The organism is Candidatus Aminicenantes bacterium, from assembly GCA_026393795.1.
GTDB lineage: Bacteria > Acidobacteriota > Aminicenantia > UBA2199 > UBA2199 > UBA2199.
The window spans coordinates 1-2,077 of the sequence record JAPKZL010000200.1 but is presented as its reverse complement, the minus strand read 5'-3'; the positions used below and the strand labels follow the sequence as shown (position 1 = coordinate 2,077).

Annotated in this window: 1 protein-coding gene (cut by a window edge); it reads right to left on the bottom strand. The window is 58.6% G+C overall.

Annotated features, from left to right (window positions below):
- Positions 1–2,077, bottom strand: part of the annotated coding region (locus tag NTW95_09550; protein ID MCX6557655.1) for a protein kinase (this coding region is incomplete at its 5' end). The annotated region extends 21 nt beyond the left edge of the window; 2,077 of its 2,098 annotated nt are in view.

Genomic DNA, 2,077 nt, shown 5'->3' with positions numbered 1-2,077 from the left:
TAACGAAGCGAACGACGGGTCCATCAAGTAATACGCCAATCGGATATCACGTTCCTGGAACGCCTTCTCCAGCGAAGCGAAAACCTGCTCCTTTTTCCCGAGGCCTGCGTACACGGGGGCGAGGAGGCTCGCTGGAACATGCCGTTTCTTTGATTCTTCCTGCAGCCTGACGAGTACTTTTTCCGCCTCGGCCCTCTTGCCTGCTCTCGCGTAGGCAAAGCCGAGGTCGGGCAGGCATTCCAGCGATCCTTCCGAAAAAGCCACCGCCTTGAGTTGATCGGCGATTGCTTTTTCATACTTTCCCAAAGCCGAATACAAGAGCCCGCGCGTCCAGTAGTTCAACCAGTAATTCGGATTCATCTCCATCAGCTGGTTTAAGGCTGCAATGGCCTCCTCATAACGGCCGAGATAATAGTAACGCCACAGTAGATTCGCAGCAATGAAGGGATTCAATGGGTCCAGCTCCTTGGCCCGAGCGCACGCTGTCAATGCTTCCTCATGACGACCCAGCAGGTTTAGAAGCTGCGAGTACCATAGATATGCAAACGCATGGTTGGGATTCAGTTCGATCGCCCTTTTGCATTCCCGCTCTGCTCCCTGCCAGTCCCAGTCGCTGGTTCTGATGCTCCCCAAAGCCGCATGACCGTCAGCCAAGGTCTCATCGATTTCCAATGATTTCAGGGCGGCCTCTCGCATCCTTGGGGCGAACTCGGAGAGCGGCAGCCCTGCCATTTGCCCCTGTATACCGTACGCATCGGCCAGTCCGGCGTAGGCGGCCGCGTTCTGCGGGTCGCCGACGATCGCTTTTTTGAAATACTCGATGCTTTTCTCCATGGCCGGGGCCGTGGCCTTGTCCCAGTAAAAGCGGCCCATGAGATAGGCCTGATAAGCTTCGGGATCGACCGTTCGCGACGCGCGCAGGCGCTCGTGCTCGAACGGCGTAACCTGGGCGCGGATCTCGCTTGCGATCGCGCGCACCACCTCCGACTGCAGCGCCAGCACGTCGGTCATCTCGCGCTCGTAGTTGTTGGCCCACAGGTGGCGGTCCTGACGCGCGTCGATCAACTGGGCCGTGATGCGCACCCGGTTACCGGAGCGCATGACCGAGCCCTCGACGATTCCTTCCACTCCCAGTTCCCGGGCGATCTGCGGCAGCGGCTTTTTTGTTTCCTTATACTGCATGACCGAAGTTCGCGAGATGACTTTGATGGCCTTAATCTGGGCCAGGCCCGCGATCAGGGCGTCGGTCATGCCGTCGGAGAAGTATTCCTGGCTCGGGTCTCCGGAAAAGTTGACCAGCGGCAATACCGCCAGCGAGCGGATGACCGCGGCTTCCGGTTTTTTTGTAAAAAGGATGCTTATCTTCCCTTTATTCAGAATCCCCATGATTGCGGCCGCGATCGCCAAGCCGGTAAACCAATAAATTCTGCGGATGCCGACAAATCTTTTCGGGGCTGGCTTGACCTTGGCTCTTGGCGGCGCAAGTCCCGCGGAGACAGCCTTCAGGTCTTCCAATAGATCGTCAATGGTCTGGTAACGTTTTGCCGGGTCCTTGGCCAGGGCGCGGCCGATAATCGGGTCCATCCCCGCTGGGGCATCCGGCCGTGTTTTCATCAACCGTTCCGGCTCCTCGTTGATCACGGCGTAGAGCATGGCCTGCTCGTACTCGCCGGGGAACGGCAGCTTGTTGCTGAGCATCTCGTAAAGGATCACTCCCAACGACCAGATGTCGCTACGCTGGTCCACTTCCTTGCCCAGGGCCTGCTCGGGCGACATGTAAGCCACGGTGCCCAGGGTGGTGCCGGACTTGGTCAGCCGGGTCATTCCCTTCAGCTTCGCCAAACCGAAATCGACGATCTTGGCTACTCCCTGCTCGGTGAGCATAATGTTGGCCGGCTTGAGGTCGCGGTGGACAATGCCTTTGGCGTGAGCGGCGGCAAGGCCGGAGGCGATCTGGGTGGCGATGTCAATGACGTCCTTTACAGGTAGGGGCACGGCGCGCCGTGCCCCTACGCCAATCGCCCCATCGCCCGAAATCAATTCCTTCAACGTCTGTCCTTCCACGTATTCCATGGCG